Genomic DNA, 17,383 nt, shown 5'->3' on the forward strand with positions numbered 1-17,383 from the left:
GCCCTCATAGCGCTAGCGTTGCGCCATGAGAATCCTGCTCGTGGGCGCCGGCGGGGTCGGCGCCGCCATCGCGAAGATCGCCGCTCGCCGCTCCTTCTTCGAGATCATCGTCGTCAGCGATTACGACATCGGCCGGGCCGAGAAGACCATCGAGTGGATCCGCGGCAAACACGGTGACGACGTCGCATCCCGCTTCGTCGCAGCCGCCATCGACGCGTCCGATCCGGATGCGGTGGCGTCGGTCGCGAGGGAGCATCGCGCCACGCACGTCATGAACGCCGTCGAGCCGAAGTTCGTCCCGACCATCTTCGCCGGGGCTCTCGCCGCGGGAGCGGACTATCTCGACATGGCGATGAGCCTGTCTGAGCCGCACCCCACCGATCCGTATGCGAAGACGGGCGTGAAGCTCGGAGACGACCAGTTCGCGCAGCGCGGTGACTGGGAGACCGCCGGCCGGCTGGCGCTCGTCGGGATGGGCGTCGAGCCGGGGCTGAGTGACGTGTTCGCCCGGTACGCCGCCGACACTCTGTTCTCGCACATCGAGGAGCTCGGCACGCGCGACGGAGCGAACCTGGTGGTGCGCGACAGCGACGGAAACGAGATCTTCGCGCCGTCGTTCAGCATCTGGACCACGATCGAGGAGTGCCTGAACCCGCCGGTGATCTTCGAGAAGGAGGCCGGCTGGTACACGACGCCGCCGTTCAGCGAACCGGAGGTGTTCGACTTCCCGGATGGCATCGGGCCGGTCGAGTGCGTGAATGTGGAGCACGAGGAAGTGCTGCTGATGCCCCGCTGGATCGACGCGGAGCGGGTGACGTTCAAGTACGGGCTCGGCGAGGAGTTCATCGGGATCCTGCGCACGCTGCATCAGCTCGGACTGGACTCGACGACGCCGCTCAGGGTGCGCAGCCAGAACGGCCCGGTCGAGGTGGCGCCGAGGGATGTGGTCGCAGCTGCCCTTCCGGATCCGGCGACGATCGGCCCCAGGATGACGGGCAAGACCTGCGCCGGGGTGTGGGTGAAAGGCACCGGTACGGACGGGAACCCGCGCGAGGTCTACCTGTATCACGTGAGCGACAACGAGTGGACGATGTCCGAATACGACTCCCAGTGCGTCGTCTGGCAGACCGCCCTCAACCCGGTGATCGCCCTCGAGCTGCTGGCGACCGGCGTCTGGTCGGGCATCGGCGTGCTCGGGCCGGAGGCGTTCGACGCCGGGCCGTACCTCGCCCTGATGGAGCGGCCCGTCGAGGACGGCGGCTACGGCCAGTCGTGGGGCCTTCGCGAGCAGATTGCTGCGGGCGGCGAGACGGGCCCTTTAGAGTGAGCGCATGAGTGACGCCGATGCACTTGCACACGCCCAGGCCGACGCGAAAGCAGCCGCGGAGAACGCGGCCAGATTGCAGGCGGAGGCGGACGCGGCGCTGAAACAGGCCCAGGATGCGGCGGCCGCAGCACAGGATGCGGCGGCCGCAGCAGCAGACGCGGCGACCGCGGCCAGTGCTGCCGTCACGGAGGTGGCGCCGCCCGCGCCGACGCAGGCAGATACGCCACCCACTACTCCCGCACCTCCCGGTCCCACCCCCGCCTCACCCGGCCCGCTCACCGAGGCCGAGGTCGACGCCGTCCGCGCCGGGTACGCCTTCAGCGGCGCCGCCCTGGAGATGGGCGCGCTCGTCAACGGGGACGGCCGCGCCGACGTGCCCGTGCGCATCCCGTTGGCGATGACCAACCGGCACGGCCTCGTGGCCGGTGCGACAGGCACGGGCAAGACCAAGACCCTGCAGGTGCTCGCCGAGCAGTTGGCCGCGAACGGTGTTCCCGTGTTCGCCGCAGACATCAAGGGCGATCTGTCCGGGATCGCCGTGGCGGGGGAGCCGAACGACAAGCTCCTCGAACGGACCAGCGGCATCGGGCAGGACTGGGCTCCGCACGCCACCACCACGGAGTTCTTCTCGCTCGGCGGCATCGGCAAGGGCGTCCCGATCCGGGCGACCGTCGCCGGGTTCGGTCCGCTGCTGCTGTCGAAGGTGCTCGGGCTGAATGACACGCAGGAGTCGAGCCTCGGTCTGGTGTTCCACTATGCCGACAAGGCTGGGTTGCCGCTGCTCGACCTCAGCGATCTGCGGGCGGTGCTCACTTTCCTGAACAGTGCGGACGGCAAAGCCGAGCTCGTGGACCTGGGCGGGCTGTCGAGTGCGACAGTCGGGGTCATCCTGCGCGAGCTCATCGCGTTCGCCGACCAGGGCGCCGACGCGTTCTTCGGGGAGCCGGAGATCGACACCGCCGAGTTCCTCAAGCTCGCCGCAGACGGCACCGGGGTGGTCAGCCTGCTCGAAGTGCCCGGCGTGCAGGACAAGCCGGCGCTGTTCTCCACCTTCCTGATGTGGCTGCTCGCGGACCTCTTCAACGATCTGCCAGAGGTCGGCGATCTCGACAAGCCCAAGCTGGTGTTCTTCTTCGATGAGGCGCACCTGCTGTTCAAGGACGCGTCGAAGGACTTCCTCGCCTCGATCACGCAGACCGTGCGGCTGATCAGGTCGAAGGGTGTCGGGATCTTCTTCGTCACGCAGACGCCGAAGGATGTGCCGTCTGACGTGCTCGCGCAGCTCGGCTCGCGCGTCCAGCACCAGTTGCGGGCGTTCACACCGGACGACGCGAAGGCGCTCAAGGCGACCGTCTCCACCTACCCGAAGTCCGGCTACGACCTCGCCGACGTGCTGCAGCAGCTTGGAACGGGGGAAGCGATCGTCACGGTGATGGGGGAGAAGGGAGCACCGACCCCGGTCGCGTGGACTCGACTGCGGGCACCGCAGGGGTCGATGTCCCCCGCTCCGGATGCGCAGCTCGACGCGACCATCGCGGCGTCGCCGTTGCTCGCGAAATACGGGACAGCGATCGACCGCGACTCGGCGCGCGAGATGCTCACCCGCAGACTGGATGCGGCGGCCGCTGCAGCCGAGGAGCAGGAGCGCGTTCTTGCCCAGGCCAAGGCGGCAGTGGAGGCGCAGAAGGCTGCAGACAAAGCCGCTGCCGATCAGGCGAAGGCGCAGAAAGCCGCCGACGCCGAGTACAACCGGCTGCTGAAGTCGACCGGGCCGGCAACGCGGGGCACGCGCACGACCTCGAAGCCCCAGCCGAACATCCTGGAGCAGGTGCTCGGCTCGAAGGCGACCTCGTCGATCCTCACCGGGGTGGTGGAGGGGATCTTCGGCACGCGCAAGCGGCGCTGATACCGCGCTACCCGGTGAACAGCCCGCGCGCCATCGTCGCCACCTGCAGTGTGTGCGCGGCGTCCAGCCCGCTGCGCTCCGACCAGCAGGCGGAGAGGGCTGCCCACGCGAACGCCCAGCGCAGCATCCTGCCCTCCTCGACGCCCGTCGTCGCGCAGATGACGCGCAGCTGCCGCTCGAACCGGCCGGGCGCCAGGGCGAGCCGCGCATCCGGGTTGCACAGGATGTTGGCGTAGTCGAAGCCGGGGTCGCCCGCGATGTGTTTGGGGTCGATCGCGAGCCAGCCGTCCGCGCCGAAGTCGAGCACGTTGCCGTGGTGCAGGTCGCCGTGCAGCACGACGTCGGCGACGGGATGCGCCATCAGCTCGGCAGCGACCGTCGCGGCGTGCGCATACAGCCCTCCGTGCTCCTCCGGATGCTCGGCCGCTTCGGCGGACAGCTCGCGGAACCAGGTCGGCAGGTCGACCAGCCCGTCCGGTCTCGGCCGGTCGTCGACGGCGTGCAGGCGGAGTGCTGTGCGACACAGGATGCGGGTGGCCTCGTCGTCGCCGTCCTCCCCGGAGTTCGCCAGTGTCGTGAGGTCGTGTTCGCCTGTCGCGCGTTCGATCAGAATCGCGTCGCCGTCCGCCGCGTAGACCGGCGCAGCGCCCCGGCCGGCCCACCAGGCGAGCAGCCGGTTTCCGGCGGCCTCCTCCTCGACCGTCGCCAGCTTGAGGAACGCCCGCCGCCCCCGCCAGCCCACCGGTTGCAGGATGCTCGACGGCGTACGGAACGCCGGTCCGTCCGGTGCGAGGCTCCAGCGGGCGCGCCAGGGCGCAAGCGCGTCGTCCGCGGAGGAGGGGCGCGGCTGCGAGCCCGGCAGCGGTCTGTGCTGCGGCGCCTCCGTCATCGGGCGCGCGCCGCTTCGGCCGCGTATGCGCCGGGGGTCGCCCCGACCACCGCTTTGAACTCCCGGCCGAAGTGCGCCTGGTCGGCGTAGCCGAGCTCGGCGGCGAGGTCGGCGAGCTGCGGCGGGATCGGTGAGCGCAGGGCGGCTGCCGCCTCCTGCAGCCGGTAGCGCTGGATGAGCCATTTGGGGCCGAAGCCGATGTGGCCGGCCACCAGACGCTGCAGGTGCCGGATGCCGAGTCCGAAACGGTCGGCGAGCTGTTCGACGCGGGCGATGGTCCTGTCGTTCTCCACCGTGTCCACGATCGTGTCGACCGCCAGGGCGTCTTCGCCGGGGGCGGGGACGGTCGTGAGCCACGCCTCGAATGCGGCGACAGCGGCGCCACCGGCGCGCGAGCGCATGGCGTCCTGGATGCGCGAGGTCATCGCATCCACGCCGGGCAGCACCAGCTCGTCGTGGCGTGCGCCGCCCCGCTCGCCGTCCACCAGCCGGAGGACGGTCGGCAGGCTGCGGACGCTCACACTTGCGAGCCCGCGCAGCACACCGGGACGGAGCATCGCCCCGAACGCCCAGCCCTCACCGCGCAGCGTCCTCACGCTGAGTCCGCGTCTGGCCAGATGGACGGCGACATGGTCGCCTTCGATGACCAGGTTGGCCGTCGGATACTCGAGCACCTGCTGCCGGATCGTCTGGCTGGGGGCGAGCCGCCAGCGGGGGAGCCAGTAGTGGCGGACGAACACCGCTGCGTCGTCGTCCGGCCACAGCCGCTCGATGCTCACCGGCGCCGAGCCGTTCTCGGTGAGCAGTCCGTGGCTCACCGGCTCCACTCCGAGGGCGTCGCGCGCACCGGCGGAGCGCGCATCGGCGGCGCGGGTGCCAGCGGCTGGGGTGCTCACGCTGACATACTTTCACGGTGAGCTCGATCCGTCCCTACCAGCCAGGCGACCGTGACGACGTGTACAGCGTGTGCATCAGAACAGGGGCGAGCGGTGCTGACGCCACGGGCACGTACCGGAACGACGAGCTCATCCCCGACGTGTTCGCCGGGCCGTACGTGACGTACCAGCCCGACCTTGCCTTCGTCGTCGACACCGGCGACCACGTGGCCGGGTATGTCATCGCGGTGGCCGACAGCGCGGCGTACGTCGACTGGTACGCCAGCGCGTGGCTGCCGGCGTTCGCGGCGAAGCACCCCATCGACCAGGCGAGGGACGACAGGGAGCGCGAGGCGATCGGCTACGGGCTCGACGTGCGCGAGGTGCTGATTCCCGAGCTCGCCGACTATCCGGCGCACCTCCACATCGACCTGTTGTCGGAACTGCAGGGCCGAGGCTTCGGGCGTGCCCTCATCCGCACGCTCCTCGCAGCTCTCCGCGAGCGCGGGGTGCCGGGGGTGTACCTGCGGATGTCGCCGACGAACACCGGAGCCCGGGCGTTCTACGAGAGGCTCGGCTTCCACGAGCTGCCGTCGAGCACGCCGAACGGTCCGATCTACGCGATCTCGACCAGCGCCACCGTGTAGCGGCAGCGCGCGAGTCAGCGCACCAGTCAGCGCACCAGTCAGCGGCTGAGGCCGGGGATGCGCTCGAACCAGTACAGCAGCCCAGGGGAGGCGCGCCGCAGCTCAGAGAGCGTCATCGAGTCCTCGCGCCTCGTCACCGGAACGTCGAGTTCTTCCGCGACCCGCTCCATGTCTTCGAGCGCCCAGAATTGGCCGCGCATCCGGATCAGCAGCGTGCCGTCCGCGCCCGTGACGAAAAGCTGCGGTTGCGTGTCGAGCGTGCTGCCCTCGTAGAGGTTCACGAGGATCACCGACCCCACCGTGCCGGGGGGAACATCCACTGTCCTGCCGAAGAAGCCGCGCTCGCGCACCAGGTCGGGGCTGAGCTGGATGGTGGTGCTGAAGAAGGCGAGGACGGCGAGCGTCGTGCCGGTGATCACAACGATGTGCGCGCCCAGGACAAGAGGCCAGACCCCATCCGGAATGGTCAACCAGTAGAGCACAGCGAACACCGGGGTGGTGAGGGCGAGCAGCGCGACGATTCCGCGCGCGAAGAGGTGGGCGTGCGGACGCAGAACAACCGTCTGCTGTGCCACGCCCGACTCCTGTCTCAGCTCACGCCGACCCACCATCCTTCGAGCATCGCCTATTCGCCAGTGGTCTCGGTAGCGGCATTTTGGGGGACACGGACGTCCGGTTTTTGTGCGGCACGGAGGGCGGCTGCTCGCTCCCGCATCCGGAGGTTGCGCACCCGGAACGCGCTGAGGATGGTGACGAGCACGCACACGGCGAAGACCACGACCATGCCCAGATCGTGCATGTTGCGCCCGACGAGCACCGTCAGGGCGCCGAGCAGCAGGGTTGTGCAGAATTGCGCGAAGACCTTTTTGCTCACGGTGCCCATCGTATGGGGCTGCTCGCAGGGTCCGCGCGGGCGTCCGCTGGGAGGGATGGCCTCGGCGCACGGGCCGGGGCTACAGTCGGGATACGACGAGAGGATGAGCCCATGACGAACAAGACGCCGCGCGAGGAAGAGATCCAGAAAGAGCAGGAGCGCAAGGACGCCGAGAAGGAGCACCTCGAAGAGGAAGAGGAGCGCAGGCTGAAGTAGCCTGCAGCACGCGCCTCGGCCGGGGCTAGGCGCTCGGCGTCGGCGTGTACGCCGAGAGTGCGTCGAGCGCGGGCTGGGAGGCCGGGTCCGCGACGGCCGCTGCGCCGACAGCGCACGCCGTGCTCAGTGCATCCTCAGGAGTGAGCCCGGAGCGCAGCGCGATCGTGAGGGCGGCGCAGAAGGCATCGCCGGCGCCGACGGTGTTGACCACCGTCGTCTTCACGGCCGGAGCGGATGCGATGCGTTCGCCGCGCTGCAGGAGAGCGGCGCCGTCCGCGCCGTAGGTGACCGCGACGAGACGCGCGTGCGCGAGCTCAGGGATGAGGGCGTACTCGGTCTCGTTCACGATGATGAGGTCTGCGCGGTCCAGCAGTTCGGCGGGAAGGGGGACGGCGGGGGCGGCGTTCAGGGCGAAGTAGCCCGGCACCCTGCGCGCGAGCTGCACAGCGAGCTCCATCGAGATCTCGAGCTGGGCGAGCACCGTCTCGTCTTCGGCGAAGTCGACGCCGTCGAGGCTGACCAGCGCGTTGGCGCCCTCGCAGACCGCAATCTGGTTCTCGCCGTCGGCGTCGACGACGATCAGAGCCGTGCCGGTCGGCTCGTCCACTGTGCGGATGCGGCTCACGTCCACGCCTGCTGCGGTGAGCGCCGAGACCATCTCCTCGCCGTCACGGTCTGCTCCGACTGCTCCGACCATCCTGACCTTGGCGCCCAGTCTCGCGGCAGCAGCGGCCTGGTTCGCGCCCTTGCCGCCGGCGTCGCGGCGCAGCCGGCCTCCGCCGATCGTCTCGCCGGGCTCGGGAAGCCGCGCCGTGCGTGCGGTGAGGTCGAGGTTGATGCTCCCGACGACAGTGAGCGCCACGGGAATCTGACCGATGGCAGGGGTGGGGGCGGCGGAGTGCGACATGAAGGTTCCTTGAGTGCGGTCGGCCAGGAGCTGGTGGCCCGGGATGCGGTGGGCCGGGATGCGAAAGGTCAGGAGGCGGAGGCCTGCACCACGGAGAGATGGCCGACCCGCGCGGAGACGATGCACTTGGCGAGGTAGATGGGCGTCCCGTCGTATTCGGCCGTCTGGGTGAGGATGAGCACGGGCGCGGTGGCGTCGAGGTCGAGCAGCTTGCCGCGCGTCGCCCCGACGACGTTGACGGCGATCTGGCAGACCCCGGCGCTGAACACCGGACCGCAGCGCTCGATCAGGCCGGCGAGCAGGGTGGCCGGGCTTTCGGCGGCGGCCTGCAGGCTGTCGGCGAGCGCCGGGCTCACGTCGCTGAGGTAGCGACCGGCGGGAACGTGCTCCTGCACGATCGCGATCGGTTCGCCGTCCTGCTCGATCACGCTCTCGCGGAACCAGGTGTTCGCGGCCAGGTCGAGCCCGAGCTTGTTGGAGACGAAGTCGGTGGTCTGCTGGATCACGAACTCGATCGGTCGCACCGTCACGGGACGGTCCCCCTCCGACAGCGCCTCCTCGAACGGCTGGAGTTCTTCCAGCCCGACCCTCGGGATGCTCGTCGCGACGAATCGGCCGACGCCGCGTTTCGTGACGATCAGGCCGTCCTCCTCCAGCAGCATGAGTGCTTCGCGGACGACTGTGCGGCTGACGCCGAGCGCGGTTCCGAGCTCGGTCTCGCGGGGGAGGGCGGAGCCGAGCGGGAAGACGGCGGAGCGGATGCCTTCGGCGATCCGGGAGTACACCGCTACGCGGAGCGGCTGGCCGACCGTCGTGGTGAGGTCGCGGTCGAGGAACTGATCCACGGTCATCGTCATGCCCATATTCAAGCAGGAAAAGTCGCGGTTGTACATGTCGTACCCGAGAGGTATAACATCGTACCCACCTCATCCCGAACCAGACGAAGGAGTCTCTCCCGTGAGTTCCCCCACCCTCGACAGCGGCACGTCCGCGGCTGTCCACCCCAGCGCTCCGCCTCTGCGCGGCGGGCGAGCCGTCGGCCTCGTCGCCACCCTCGTCCTCGGCGTGCTCTCGTACCAGCTCAACGCCAGCATGATCTCGCCGGCGCTGCCGGACATCGCCCGCCAGCTCCACGAGGACGTCGGCGCTGTGTCGCAGGTCTCCAGCCTGTTCTTCCTCGCCGGTGCGATCGGCGGCGTCGTCCTGTCCCGGTGGTCCGACTTCATCGGCCGTAAGCAGGCGCTCATCATCGTGCTGAGCGTCCTCGCCGTCGGAACCCTGCTCTGCATGTTCGCGCCGTCCCTCCCGATCCTCCTGATCGGCCGGGCACTCCAGGGCGCCTCGAGCGCCGCCTTCCAGCTCTCCTACGTGATCCTCAGCGAGTCGATGAGCGCCAAGGTGTTCGGTACGACCCTCGGCATCATCACCGCCATCAACGGAGGCGTCGGCGGTGTCGACGGCTGGGTCGGCGGGCTGCTCTCCGATGCGTTCGGCTTCCGCTCGATCTTCGTGGTGATCTTCATCGTCGGTCTGATCGCCCTGCTCTGCGTGTTCCTGGTCGTGCCGAAGACGACAAGACCGGTGTCGGCAGGGCGCATGGACTGGTGGGGCGCAGCAGTCCTCTCGATCGCCCTGATCTGCGTGACCTTCTTCGTCTCGCAGGGCTCGTCGGCCGGCTGGACGGCGCCGATCACGCTGCTCTACCTCGCGGGGACCGTCGTCTCGTTCGTGGCGTTCTGGTTCATCGAGAAGCGCAAGCGCACTCCGCTGATCTCGGTCGAGCACCTCAAGTCGCGTCAGGTCTGGCCGGTGATCGCCACGACGATCCTCACGCTGTCCGGTGTCTTCGCCGTCATCAACTTCACCGTTGTGCTCCTCAGCCAGGATGCGAAGGCCGGGTTCGGGCTCGACGCGGCGACCTCCGCGCTCCTCTTCCTGGCGCCCCCGGCGCTGCTCGGCGTGTTCGCCGCGCCGATCTCCGGCTGGCTGGCCGGGCGTCGAGGCTGGATCCGCATCCTGCGCATCGGACTGGTGGCGAGCACGCTCGCGCTGATCGTCGTCGGCCTGCTGCCGCACACCGAATGGGTCGTGTTCGCGATGATCGCCCTGCTCGGCATCACGTACAACGGTCTCGTCCTCACCACCATCAACGGGCTCGGCGTCCTGCTCTCGCCGGAAGATGCGCCCGCCGCTCTGCCCGGGCTGAACGGTGCCGCCTTCGGCATCGGGGCGAGCCTCGGAATCGGGATCGTCGCTCCGTTCGCCGCTCAGGGAACGATCGGCGGATACTCGACGGCGCTGTGGATCTCCGTCGGGATCACCGTGCTCGCCTTCATCACCAGCCTGTTCATCGCGGCGCGCCCCGGCCAGAAGCTCTGACCGGCGCGCACGCACCGCACCACCATCACCACCCCAACGGAGGAACCATGACTGCTCCCGACCCCATCCGCCCGGTCTACTTCGACTGCGACACCGGCATCGACGACTCCCTGGCGCTGGCATACCTGCTGGCGTCCCCGGAGATCCACCTGGTCGGCATCGGGACGGTGAGCGGCAACGTCAGCGCCGAGCAGGCGGCAGAGAACACCCTCCGCCTGCTCGCGCTCGCCGGACGCACCGATGTGCCGGTCGCCGTCGGCGCGCACGACCCTCTCGCCAGGGCGTTCGACGGCGGTGCGCCGCATGTCCACGGGGCGAACGGCATCGGCGGCGTCGAACTGCCGCCGTCCGGTGTCGTTGCGGCGACCGAGAGCGCCGCGCAGTTGCTGCTACGGCTCTCGCGCGAGCACGCCGGTCGCCTGGAGGTCATCACCGTCGGTCCGACCACCAACATCGCCATCGCTCTGCGGCTCGACCCGTCGCTGCCCGAGCGGGTCGCGCAGGTGACGACGATGGGTGGCGCTGCCCTCGTGCCCGGCAATGTGACACCGGTGGCGGAGGCGAACATCTGGAATGATCCGGAGGCTGCTGCCGAGCTGGTCTCCGCGGCCTGGGACGTGACCCTGGTACCGCTCGACGTCACCCTGGAGAACGTCCTCGACGAGGACGACCGCGCGGTGCTGCTCGGCTCGGACGTGCCGATCGCCAGAGCGGTCGGCGAGATGCTCGACTTCTATTTCGACTTCTACGTCGAGCTGTACGGGCGTCGCTGCAGCGCACTGCACGACCCGCTGGCGGCAGCCATCGCGGTGGGCGGCGTGCACGCGACCGTCGCCCCGGCCGTCGGCGTCGTCGTCGACGCGACAGACGGGCCAGGTCGCGGCCAGACCATCTGCGACCTTCGCGGCCAGCGCCTCGGCCCGGTCGATCAGCCGGGGGCGACGGTGCGGGTGGTCCAGGCGACCGACCGGCCGCTCGCACCAGAGCTGGTCGGCCGGTTGGTCGGCGCCCTCGTCGCGACCGGACGCTGAGGCGACAGGGATGCTCCTCAACCTGCACACGCACCTCGAAGGCCGCGTGCGGCCGGACACCGCGGCCGAGCTGGCCGCCGAACTCGGCCTGACGAATCCGGGCAGGGACTGGCGGGCTGCGCTCCAGCTCGACGGGCCCGCGACCCTGACGTCCTACCTGGAGAAGGTCTCGTCCAGTTATCCGTTCTTCGCCAGCCGCGACGCGCTCACCCGCATTGCGCGGGAGGCCGTCGAAGACGCAGCCGCTGACGGCGAGGACTACCTGGAACTGCGGTTCGGCCCGGCGACCCACGCGCGGGACGGGTTCGGGCTGGCCCAGGTGATCGCTGCCGTGAGCGAGGGCGTCGAGCAGGGGCGCGCATCCACCGGGATGGCGGCGGGCGTGGTGGTCGCGGCGCTGCGCCTGCACGATGCAGAGACCAACGAGGCCGTCGCGCGGGCGGCCGCCGCGTTCGCGGGACGCGGGGTGGTCGGCTTCGACCTCGCGGGCGACGAGGCGCGCTACCCGGCTCTCGCGCCGTACGCCGGGGCGTTCGCCATCGCCAGGGCTGCCGGTCTCGGGCTCACCTGCCACGCGGCGGAAGCCGGCCCTGGCTCGGCGGCGATCGAGGCGGTGGACCTCCTCGGGGTGACCAGGATCGGTCACGGAGCGCACATCGTCGACGACCGCGCGGCGCTCGACGAGATCGTCGCGCGCGGGATCGTGGTGGAGGTCTGCCCCAGCTCCAACTGGTTCACCGGCGCCATCGGGGCGATCGCCGCACATCCGGCGCCGCTGTTCCGCCAGGCAGGCGTCCGTGTCGTGCTGGGCGACGACAACCCGCGCCAGACGCTCTCGCCGCTCAGCGCGGAAGCGGTCATCCTGCGCGACGACCTCGGGTTCGGTGCGCGCGGGATCGCGGAGGTCGCCAGCACGAGCATCGCCGCCGCCTTCCTCGACGACGGCACCCGCACGGCGCTCTCGCGCACCCTCGCGGCCGAGGCGTCACCCGCCACGCGCTGACCGCCCGCGGCCTGCCGCCCTGTCACCACTCGCTGCAGGGAGGGGCGGTGTTACACTCCCAGGGTGTCTTCCCGTTCCGCTTCCGTGCTGCCCTCCGGGCGTCAGGAGGTCGTCGGCGTTCTGAACGCCGGCGCGAGATAAAGACGTCGTCTCCTGCCTTTCACTCTCGCCGTTCCGTGCGAGGGCTGCGGTGATCGACCGTTTCCGCGCGTGTGTGGTTCCTGGTGCACAGCCGGCGTCGGTCCCGCGCAGACATCGACGCGCATCCGGGCCTGTCGGCTCGTGCGATCTCTTCGGCCTTCGTGGCCTGTCCGATTGGTGACACCTCATGCTCCCCCTGACCGAACAACAGGTTCGTTCCTCCTTCGTCAACGCCTCCCGTAAAGAGGTCAGCGACCTGACCCTGCCCGTCGACTTCGCGACCATCGACTGGGACGCACTCGACTACCTCGGCTGGCGCGATCGCAAGCAGCCCAAGCGGGCGTACGCCGTGGTCGTGCTCGACGGCGAACCCGTCGGCCTGCTCCTGCGCCAGTCGGAGGCGTCGGCGCTCCGCAGGCCGCAGTGCTCCTGGTGCCAGGACGTCAACCTGACCAACGACGTCGCCTTCTACAGCGCGAAGCGTGCCGGGCAGGCCGGCAAGAACGGCGACACCGTCGGCACGCTCGTCTGCACCGACTTCGGATGCTCGGTCAACGTGCGCAAACGCCCGCCGCTCGCCTACGTCGGTTTCGACGTGGATGCGGCACGCCAGGAACGCATGGAGAGCCTGCGCGAGCGGGCGGCCAGTTTCGCCGTGTCGGTGCTGCACGGCACAGCGCGCTAGCGGCCGACCGGTGGATGCGCGGCGCAGGAAGTCGCGGATTCGTGCGCCCTCCGCGCATCCACCGGCCGGTACCATCGCGGGATGGGCTGGCTGTCGTCGTCGAAGCGTGAGATGACGTCGCCGGTGGCCGCCGGCGAGCGGACGCGCGCGCGTCGCTGGGCCGTCCCCGTCATGACCGCGGCGCTCGCTCTGCTGCTCGGCCTCACCTGGGTGGTCTCCGACCTGGCCGTGCAGCGGGAGTCGGCGGGCATCGTGGCGGCGGGGCGGTCCTTCTTCAGCTGCGTCGGGATCCTGCTGCTGGCCGCCCGCAGCCGCGGCTCCGCCCGCAGGTCGGTGCAGGTGCTGCGGGCGCGACCGTGGTCGCTGCTGCTGTCCGGCCTGCTCGGCGTCGCCGTCTACGCCTTCGCCTCGCTGCAGGCGATTGCGCTGCTCGGGGTGTCCATCCCGAACCTGCTGCTCACCACGACACCCCTGCTGTCGCTCGTGGTCGGGATGCTCTGGTTCCGTGCGCGCGGCAATGCTGCGGCTATCGTCGGCACGCTGATCGCGACGGCCGGGGCGGCGGCCTACGTGGTGGTGTCGTTCAGGACGGCCGACGGCATCTCGGTGCTCGGCGGCATCGTCGGGGTGGCGCTCGCCGTCGTGGCAGCCCTCTCGATGGCGCTCTACGGTCAGCACTATGCGCGGCTCTCGGCCGGGCGGAACCCGCTCGACCTCCTGCCCGGGATCTTCGGCTTCGGAACGATGCTGCTCCTGATCCTGCTCGCGGCGACGGGCCGTCTCGCCGACATCCTGAGCGTCGACCCGGTCACCTGGCTGCTTCTGGCGGTGCTCGGCATCGGGATCTACGTGCCGGTCTACGTGCTGCAGCACCAGCTCATCCACCAGCGTGGTGCGGTGTACGCGGCGACCGTGTCGCTCGCCGTACCGTTCGTCGTTCGCGCGCTGGAGGTGGCCGCTGGCGGCGCATGGCCCTCGCTCGCGGAAGGTGCGGCGATGCTGGTGTGCGTGGTGGGGGTGGGGCTGGTGCTGCGGAATCCGGTGGGGGTGCGGGATGCGCGGGGGTGACCTGTGACCGTGCGAGCGCCGCAGTAGTGTTCAAAGGTGGACGACGAGGTGACGGCCGAACCCGAGCTGGTGGTCCCTGCCGGTGCGCCCGTCCGGGTGTACGAGTGGGTGCTGCCGCCGTTCCTGCTGGTCGCAATCGCGGTGGTCGAGGCGTTGATCGCGGCGAGGCCGGGGTCGCACTCTGTGCCCGCCCTGGCGTTCGCCGCCGTGGCGCTGCCGGCGGCGACGGCCGTCGCACTCTGGGTGTTCGGGTACCTCGCGTACCGGGATTTCACGCCTCGGTCGGTGGTGCGACTACAGATGATGACAGTGGTCGCGCTGACCGTCGTCGGAACCTTGCTCGCGTTCGGGACTCTCGCGATCGGTGTATTGGCACTCATCGGGGCGGGAAGAATGTTGACAACCGTGAGACTCCGACCGATCAGGCTGGTGCGCGCTCTGCTCCCTGCCCGCCTTTGGAATCGAACGGCGATCATCGCGGCCGTCGTCGGATCCGTGGGGGTCCTGATTCAGCCGCTGGCGTTCGGTCTGGACAGTGCGCCGCTGATCGTGCTGGCAGTGGTGGGCAGAGTCGTCGCCCCCATCGTCTTCGGGTTCGCGTTCTGGCCGAGGCCGCGCGAAGCCGGATCGCGCGACCTCGCCGAGAGCGGGGCTAGTTCGTAGCCAGCGCGACGATCATCGCGGTCACGATGCCGAGAAAGCCGACGGCTAGAACGACCGTGGCGATGACGAACAGCCGGTGGATCGTCGCACGGTGAGCGTCCGCCTCCGGGTCGGCATCGTCCACGATGAGCTTCGCGAGGATGGATTCGGCGACCCCTGCGTATGGCGTGCGTTTCGTCGGCGGAGAGGCCGGGGAATCCCGATGATCGTGGGACAGGGAAGCATCGGCGGGCTGATCCGGTCCGCGGCCGCGAGCGCGCGCCCTGCTCGTGCTCCTCCGTCTGAGAAGCACCACGGGCACGCCGAACACGAGGATCGTCACGACCCAGAACGCGATGGACTGAAGGACCACCATGGGCTCAGGAATGCCTGTGTTCGGGGGTCTCGGGCGCACTGGATGGCATCGCCCAGGCGGCGACGAGTTCGTCGTCGAGTTCCCGCATTGCCCTCCAGAGTCGGCTCGCTGATGATGATGATCAGAGTAGCGGCGATCGAGCTGTCGGCGGGCGCAGCTCGACCACAACGAGGATGATGGACCCATGCCTACTGCTCACCGTCCCGGCCTTCTGGTCGGCGCCGGACTCACGATCCCCGAGTCGGAGCTGTCGTGGCGGTTCTCGCGGTCGTCCGGTCCCGGCGGGCAGGGCGTCAACACGGCCGACTCCCGGGCGGAGCTCGTGTGGGATGTGGCAGGCTCTGCCATTCTCACGCCGCTCCAGCGGGAGCGGCTCCGTGAGCGTCTGAGCGGTCGCCTCGTTGACGGAACGCTGACCATCGCGGCCTCCGAGCACCGCGCGCAGCTGCGCAACAGGGAGGCTGCGCGCGCCCGGCTGGCCGACATCGTGGCAGAGGCGCTCCTGCCGCCGGCAGCGCCGCGACGACCGACGAAGCCCAGTCGCGGCTCCAAGCAACGGCGTCTGGAAGCGAAGAAGCGGCGCACCGACGTCAAGCGGCTGCGTCGCCCTCCTCAGGACTGACCATCGACAGGCGGCGCCTCACCGGCTGACGCGAGCTCTTCGCCCCTCGAAGCTGACGATGTCACCGGGCTGCAGTTGCCGTCCGCGTCGGCGATCGACCTCGCCGTTCACCGACACGAAGCCGTCGATGATGGCCTCTTTCACGTCGCCGCCGGAGTCGAGGAGTCCCGCGAACTTCAGGAACTGACCGAGGCGAATGCCCTCCCCGCCGATCGGGATGTCGTCGATCGGAGCCGGTTTCGTCATCCTCGAATATTAGTCCATCCGATGCTGGGCCCCAGTGGCGAACACATCGCGTCACGAAGGGGGAGCTGGAACGGACGCTGCCATCTAGTACGGACGTCGGGCGGGCTCGGGAGCCGAGCGTGGCATGAACGAGTGCCATCGGAGTTTGAGTGCGTCGAGCATCCTGTTCTCGCGGAGCTCGACGTCGGCGGGGACGAGGGCCGCCGCGATAGCCGTCGTCACGGGCACGGCGAGCACCAGTCCGATGCCGCTGCACAGGGTGCGGACGACCTCGCCGGCAAGATCCTCCTGCGACAGGAGGCTCAACGTCGACCTGTTGTAGAGGTAGAGCACGATCAACACCACCATCGCAGCGCCGGCGTAGGCGAACGCGATGGTGTAGATCGTCGAAGCGATGTGGTCGCGGCCGATCCGCATCGCCCGCGTGAAGAGCTGCCGCCGGGACAGCTCGGGGGAGGCGGCCCTGAGCTCCCAGACCGAGGACGCCTGCGTCACTGTCACGTCGTTGAGAACGCCGAGTCCGGCGATGACGATGGCGCTCGTCAGAACACCGCGGAAGTCGATCTGGGTGGCACCGGCCAGCATGCCGCCCACGTCTCCCGACACCCCGGTGAGGTGCGTGGTCACCACCGCGAGCTGCGCGATCCCTGCGGTGAGCGCGATGCCGAAGAGGGTTCCCAGGAGCGCGACGCTCGTTCGCATCGAGAGTCCGTGCGCGAGGTAGAGGACCACGAACATGATCGCCGAGCCCCCGACGACGGCGACAGCAAGCCCTGGTTGGCCCGACACCAGTGCGGGAAGAATGAACTCGATCAACATGAACGCGCTGAAGGCCAGCGACACGAGAGCCATCAGCCCGCGGAGCAAGCCCACGGCGATGACCACCGCCGCGAAGACAAGAGCCCAGACCAGAAGTGACTGGTCGCGCACGACCCCGTTCACGGTGACGCCCTGCGTGCTGCTCCCGCCGGAGTTCGTGGACGGCTGCGGGGGCACGATCAGTTCCAGCTTGTCGTCCACGTGCAGCCCGGCCTTCGACCACGGCCACAGCAAGGGCAGTGAGACGCTCCGGCCGGTGCTCGGACCGTCGAGGAGGACGACCTTCGCCGTCTGGCAGGCCCGGGTGTCTCCCGGTGCGGAGGACGCGGTCGTCCCGGAGGGGAAGTATCCGGGACACCCGTCGGAGAGGGTCACGATCTTCGCGGTGGGGAAGGTCGTCCCCGGCGCGGCGAACTGCAGGTCGGCCGACGCGGCCGCGACCTTCGCGTGATCCGGCCACAAGGCGACCAGCCCGAGCGCTGTCGACACTCCCGCCGCGATCAGGATGGCGACGACGACGGTGCGCAGCGTCCGGCCGCTGGTGGTCGGGCGCCGTCTGCGGTCGCGTGAGTCAGCGTTGGCGTGCGCCATGGAACCTCCTAGGAACGACATGTCACCCTAGTGGATTTCCTGAGAACCATTCTGAATAAGCGCGCTCGGGTGTGAAGATCAGAAGCCAGTCTCGGCTCGGTTCTCCCTCGAGCCCGATCGAACGCCGGCAGTTCGCCGT

General features: G+C 69.6%; 19 protein-coding genes. 10 read left to right on the forward strand and 9 right to left on the reverse strand.

Annotation, left to right across the window (positions count from 1 at the left end):
- Positions 1 to 25: 25 nt before the first annotated feature.
- Entirely contained in the window at positions 26 to 1,327 is a 1,302-nt protein-coding gene (locus AC37TH_RS07985) for a saccharopine dehydrogenase family protein (RefSeq protein WP_490763799.1), read from the forward strand.
- A gap of 4 nt (positions 1,328 to 1,331) precedes the next feature.
- Positions 1,332 to 3,233, forward strand: coding sequence for a helicase HerA-like domain-containing protein (locus AC37TH_RS07990; RefSeq protein WP_490763800.1), 1,902 nt, complete (start codon positions 1,332 to 1,334; stop codon positions 3,231 to 3,233).
- Positions 3,234 to 3,240: 7 nt separating this feature from the next.
- On the opposite strand, the gene AC37TH_RS07995 is transcribed toward AC37TH_RS07990, so the two are convergent.
- Both AC37TH_RS07995 and AC37TH_RS08000 read right to left on the reverse strand, forming a co-directional pair.
- Positions 3,241 to 4,122: an aminoglycoside phosphotransferase family protein gene (locus AC37TH_RS07995; protein WP_490763801.1), complete on the reverse strand. Its 882-nt coding sequence runs from the start codon at positions 4,120 to 4,122 to the stop codon at positions 3,241 to 3,243.
- Positions 4,119 to 5,018 (reverse strand): helix-turn-helix domain-containing protein, encoded by a 900-nt coding sequence (locus AC37TH_RS08000; RefSeq protein WP_490763802.1) that lies wholly within the window; start codon positions 5,016 to 5,018, stop codon positions 4,119 to 4,121. The genes AC37TH_RS07995 and AC37TH_RS08000 overlap by 4 nt, the downstream gene beginning before the upstream one ends.
- A 17-nt stretch (positions 5,019 to 5,035) precedes the next feature.
- Here AC37TH_RS08000 and AC37TH_RS08005 point away from each other — a divergent pair, with 17 nt between their 5' ends.
- Positions 5,036 to 5,644: a GNAT family N-acetyltransferase gene (locus tag AC37TH_RS08005; protein WP_490763803.1), complete on the forward strand. Its 609-nt coding sequence runs from the start codon at positions 5,036 to 5,038 to the stop codon at positions 5,642 to 5,644.
- Between the two features lie 38 nt (positions 5,645 to 5,682).
- On the opposite strand, the gene AC37TH_RS08010 is transcribed toward AC37TH_RS08005, so the two are convergent.
- The 4 genes from AC37TH_RS08010 to AC37TH_RS08025 form a co-directional block, all read right to left on the reverse strand.
- Entirely contained in the window at positions 5,683 to 6,219 is a 537-nt protein-coding gene (locus AC37TH_RS08010; RefSeq protein ID WP_490763804.1) for a hypothetical protein, read from the reverse strand.
- A gap of 50 nt (positions 6,220 to 6,269) precedes the next feature.
- Positions 6,270 to 6,518: a hypothetical protein gene (locus AC37TH_RS08015; RefSeq protein ID WP_490763805.1), complete on the reverse strand. Its 249-nt coding sequence runs from the start codon at positions 6,516 to 6,518 to the stop codon at positions 6,270 to 6,272.
- Between the two features lie 241 nt (positions 6,519 to 6,759).
- Entirely contained in the window at positions 6,760 to 7,641 is an 882-nt protein-coding gene (locus AC37TH_RS08020; RefSeq protein ID WP_490763806.1) for a PfkB family carbohydrate kinase, read from the reverse strand.
- A 68-nt stretch (positions 7,642 to 7,709) separates the two neighbouring features.
- Positions 7,710 to 8,498 carry a GntR family transcriptional regulator gene (locus tag AC37TH_RS08025; RefSeq protein ID WP_490763807.1) on the reverse strand — a complete coding sequence of 263 codons (789 nt, stop codon included), beginning with the start codon at positions 8,496 to 8,498 and terminating at the stop codon, positions 7,710 to 7,712.
- Between the two features lie 100 nt (positions 8,499 to 8,598).
- Here AC37TH_RS08025 and AC37TH_RS08030 point away from each other — a divergent pair, with 100 nt between their 5' ends.
- The 6 genes from AC37TH_RS08030 to AC37TH_RS08055 all read left to right on the forward strand — a co-directional run bounded on the left by AC37TH_RS08030 (position 8,599) and on the right by AC37TH_RS08055 (position 14,611).
- Positions 8,599 to 10,020: an MFS transporter gene (locus AC37TH_RS08030; protein ID WP_490763808.1), complete on the forward strand. Its 1,422-nt coding sequence runs from the start codon at positions 8,599 to 8,601 to the stop codon at positions 10,018 to 10,020.
- A gap of 47 nt (positions 10,021 to 10,067) precedes the next feature.
- Positions 10,068 to 11,051 (forward strand): nucleoside hydrolase, encoded by a 984-nt coding sequence (locus AC37TH_RS08035; RefSeq protein WP_490763809.1) that lies wholly within the window; start codon positions 10,068 to 10,070, stop codon positions 11,049 to 11,051.
- Between the two features lie 10 nt (positions 11,052 to 11,061).
- Positions 11,062 to 12,054 carry an adenosine deaminase gene (gene add / locus AC37TH_RS08040; protein WP_490763810.1) on the forward strand — a complete coding sequence of 331 codons (993 nt, stop codon included), beginning with the start codon at positions 11,062 to 11,064 and terminating at the stop codon, positions 12,052 to 12,054.
- 328 nt (positions 12,055 to 12,382) lie between these two features.
- Positions 12,383 to 12,880, forward strand: a complete 498-nt coding sequence (locus AC37TH_RS08045; RefSeq protein ID WP_490763811.1) for an FBP domain-containing protein — start codon at positions 12,383 to 12,385, stop codon at positions 12,878 to 12,880.
- Positions 12,881 to 12,961: 81 nt separating this feature from the next.
- On the forward strand, positions 12,962 to 13,948 hold the full coding sequence (locus tag AC37TH_RS08050; protein ID WP_490763812.1) for an EamA family transporter: 987 nt from the start codon (positions 12,962 to 12,964) through the stop codon (positions 13,946 to 13,948).
- Positions 13,949 to 13,984: 36 nt separating this feature from the next.
- A complete protein-coding gene (locus AC37TH_RS08055; protein ID WP_490763813.1) occupies positions 13,985 to 14,611 on the forward strand; it encodes a hypothetical protein in 627 nt (208 codons plus the stop codon).
- Here AC37TH_RS08055 and AC37TH_RS08060 read toward each other — a convergent pair.
- Complete coding sequence (locus AC37TH_RS08060) at positions 14,601 to 14,966, reverse strand: hypothetical protein (RefSeq protein ID WP_490763814.1); 366 nt, start codon at positions 14,964 to 14,966, stop codon at positions 14,601 to 14,603. The two genes, AC37TH_RS08055 and AC37TH_RS08060, sit on opposite strands and share 11 nt — an antisense overlap.
- Before the next feature lie 184 nt (positions 14,967 to 15,150).
- On the opposite strand from AC37TH_RS08060, the gene arfB reads away from it, so the two are divergent.
- Positions 15,151 to 15,588 carry an alternative ribosome rescue aminoacyl-tRNA hydrolase ArfB gene (gene arfB / locus AC37TH_RS08065; RefSeq protein ID WP_490763815.1) on the forward strand — a complete coding sequence of 146 codons (438 nt, stop codon included), beginning with the start codon at positions 15,151 to 15,153 and terminating at the stop codon, positions 15,586 to 15,588.
- Between the two features lie 18 nt (positions 15,589 to 15,606).
- On the opposite strand, the gene AC37TH_RS08070 is transcribed toward arfB, so the two are convergent.
- Together AC37TH_RS08070 and AC37TH_RS08075 are read right to left on the reverse strand one after the other, a co-directional pair.
- Positions 15,607 to 15,834 (reverse strand): RNA-binding S4 domain-containing protein, encoded by a 228-nt coding sequence (locus tag AC37TH_RS08070; protein ID WP_490763816.1) that lies wholly within the window; start codon positions 15,832 to 15,834, stop codon positions 15,607 to 15,609.
- Positions 15,835 to 15,918: 84 nt separating this feature from the next.
- Positions 15,919 to 17,244 (reverse strand): YibE/F family protein, encoded by a 1,326-nt coding sequence (locus AC37TH_RS08075; RefSeq protein WP_490763817.1) that lies wholly within the window; start codon positions 17,242 to 17,244, stop codon positions 15,919 to 15,921.
- Positions 17,245 to 17,383 lie beyond the last annotated feature (139 nt).

The sequence above is a fragment of the Leifsonia sp. McL0627 genome, assembly GCF_058244615.1.

Bases quoted from the DNA above. Each gene is read 5' to 3' on its own strand.
- AC37TH_RS07985 (WP_490763799.1), top strand. From the start codon at position 26: ATGAGAATCCTGCTCGTGGGCGCCGGCGGGGTCGGCGCCGCCATCGCG.
- AC37TH_RS07990 (WP_490763800.1), top strand. From the start codon at position 1,332: ATGAGTGACGCCGATGCACTTGCACACGCCCAGGCCGACGCGAAAGCA.
- AC37TH_RS07995 (WP_490763801.1), bottom strand. From the start codon at position 4,122: ATGACGGAGGCGCCGCAGCACAGACCGCTGCCGGGCTCGCAGCCGCGC.
- AC37TH_RS08020 (WP_490763806.1), bottom strand. From the start codon at position 7,641: ATGTCGCACTCCGCCGCCCCCACCCCTGCCATCGGTCAGATTCCCGTG.
- AC37TH_RS08025 (WP_490763807.1), bottom strand. From the start codon at position 8,498: ATGACGATGACCGTGGATCAGTTCCTCGACCGCGACCTCACCACGACG.
- AC37TH_RS08035 (WP_490763809.1), top strand. From the start codon at position 10,068: ATGACTGCTCCCGACCCCATCCGCCCGGTCTACTTCGACTGCGACACC.
- add (WP_490763810.1), top strand. From the start codon at position 11,062: ATGCTCCTCAACCTGCACACGCACCTCGAAGGCCGCGTGCGGCCGGAC.
- AC37TH_RS08045 (WP_490763811.1), top strand. From the start codon at position 12,383: ATGCTCCCCCTGACCGAACAACAGGTTCGTTCCTCCTTCGTCAACGCC.
- AC37TH_RS08050 (WP_490763812.1), top strand. From the start codon at position 12,962: ATGGGCTGGCTGTCGTCGTCGAAGCGTGAGATGACGTCGCCGGTGGCC.
- AC37TH_RS08060 (WP_490763814.1), bottom strand. From the start codon at position 14,966: ATGGTGGTCCTTCAGTCCATCGCGTTCTGGGTCGTGACGATCCTCGTG.
- arfB (WP_490763815.1), top strand. From the start codon at position 15,151: ATGCCTACTGCTCACCGTCCCGGCCTTCTGGTCGGCGCCGGACTCACG.
- AC37TH_RS08070 (WP_490763816.1), bottom strand. From the start codon at position 15,834: ATGACGAAACCGGCTCCGATCGACGACATCCCGATCGGCGGGGAGGGC.
- AC37TH_RS08075 (WP_490763817.1), bottom strand. From the start codon at position 17,244: ATGGCGCACGCCAACGCTGACTCACGCGACCGCAGACGGCGCCCGACC.